General features: G+C 39.1%; 1 protein-coding gene and 2 pseudogenes. All 3 read right to left on the minus strand.

Annotation, left to right across the window (positions count from 1 at the left end; translation table 11 throughout):
- Positions 1 to 20 precede the first annotated feature (20 nt).
- Positions 21 to 478 (minus strand): annotated as a pseudogene (locus tag I4N53_RS12615) (glycoside hydrolase family 125 protein); the annotation flags it as partial.
- 195 nt (positions 479 to 673) lie between these two features.
- Positions 674 to 1,477, minus strand: coding sequence for a response regulator (locus I4N53_RS01965; protein WP_011025452.1), 804 nt, complete (start codon positions 1,475 to 1,477; stop codon positions 674 to 676).
- A 65-nt stretch (positions 1,478 to 1,542) separates the two neighbouring features.
- Positions 1,543 to 1,975, minus strand: a pseudogene (locus I4N53_RS12255) (GGDEF domain-containing protein); the annotation flags it as partial.

Genomic DNA, 1,975 nt, shown 5'->3' on the forward strand with positions numbered 1-1,975 from the left:
AACAAGGGGGACGGTTCCTTTTATCTGAAAAAATCAGACAGAAGGAACCGTCCCTCCTGTTTGGTTGCAAATCCTACCCCAGTTTTAGCCTTTCCTGTGTCTTTGTCAAAACTCTCTGCCAAAAGCCCATAGTCCATATTGGCATTTTTAAGCCAGAAAAGAGCCTCTTCCCTCTTTAATGGATTTAACAAGCTTCCACAAAGTCCTAAACCTGAAGGTGTATTAGGATGATGGTCGCAGGCAAGTTCTTTTATTTTGGCATCCTCAAAATAGTATTTGTATCTGGGAGAATAGTAGTATTCAATGGTATTTTTAAATATTTTATCCTTGTAATCTACAAATTCATAGTAATATATAAACCCTAAATTACCAGGAGGGTCGTTGTAAAGCTTGTAATTTTCTTTTCCATCTGTAGACCAAGCAAAATAGGCTTCCCATCAACCTCTGTCACAAGGTATTTGTATATCCCCTTGTCAATAGCGGATTAAAATTGATTCATTTTCATCGGTTTTAAATTGACCCACCCTGCGTTTTACCTGTTTTTCGTGCAATTGCCTGGATCCTTTTGCCTTTTACAAAGTTCAATTTCCCAGCCTGTATTATTTATTTCTACATATTTCTTCAAATTCCTTCTTTTCTGGTACTATGAATATCTTCTTAAGTCCAATTGCTTTTATTTTTCCTCTTTTTCTTTATCATCTTCCTGAGATGAATTTGATTCTTCCTTCATCAAGCTTTCTTTTGCAAAACCGATAAGTTCCTCTTCATCTTTCCCATTGTCAGGATATATGCTTATGGCATAGCGCCAGCTGCCACGCAGTTCGCCCTGAATCTTTTTCACTACAACTTCCGCACCTTCTCTCCCCGTAACAGGAAGAACAAGCGCCAGAGTATTCTCGTTAATTTCAAATACCGCATCTATATCGCGAAGTTTACTTCTTATCTTCCCTGCTATTTTTGAAATTTCTCCTGCTATTTTCCCTTCGCAATGTGCCAGAATTAGTGAGAGATTTGTATTACTTCTTCTGGCACGGTTTACTTCTTTTTTCAGCAGGTCTTTAAGTTCGGGATAGCGATCTTCTTTTTTGACACTCCCTACTAATTTTACTACCCGCTTCACAAGTTCTTCTGCTTTAAAGGGCTTAACAAGATAATCCACTGCACCGGCTTCCACTGCCCGTTTAATTGAGGGTACTGTAGCATCTATGCTCAAAATTATCACAGGAATGTGTCTGTACTTTTCCTCTGATTTCAAGTTCCGAATAAATTCGAAGCCATTCTGATCTGGCAGATTAATATCTACAATTATTAGATCAAACAGTTCTTTTCTGCTTTTTATCTTCCGCACTGCTTCTTCAGAAGTAGCCGCAGCCACTACATTATACCCTTCTCCTCCCAGTATGTCCTTTACCATAAGCCGTATAAGTACAGAATCATCCACCACCAAAATGTCTTTGGTTTCTTTCCCTTTCTCCATAGTTTTTAAGGCAAGGCTCTATAAAAGAGCTCTCCCTTCTGCCCCCCTTTCAAAGATTTTATGTTTTACGCGATTTTCACACAATTTCTCCCTGACCCTTTTGCCTCATAAAGCGCTCCATCCACTCTTAGAAGAACTGTGTCCATAGTATCAGTATTTCTATATTCCGTCACACCAAAGCTGGCTGTTACCTTTCCTATACCGTCCAGCGCTGTTTCACTTATTTTCTTTCTGAGTTCTTCAGCCAGCTCAGCTGCATTATTCAAGGAAGTTTCAGGCAGAAGAATTATAAATTCCTCCCCTCCCCAGCGTGCAAAGTAATCTGTTTTTCGTATCCTCTTTTTTACTGTATTGGCAACACTTCTAAGAACCGTATCTCCTGCAGCATGCCCAAAACGGTCATTTACCTTTTTAAAATGATCTAAGTCAAACATAATAAGTGAGAGGGCTTTTTATTCCTTTTTGTTCGCTCTATTTCCTGCTCCAGCATCTGCATGA

The organism is Thermoanaerobacter sp. CM-CNRG TB177, from assembly GCF_018588165.1.
In the GTDB taxonomy this organism is placed as follows: Bacteria; Bacillota; Thermoanaerobacteria; order Thermoanaerobacterales; family Thermoanaerobacteraceae; genus Thermoanaerobacter; species Thermoanaerobacter thermocopriae.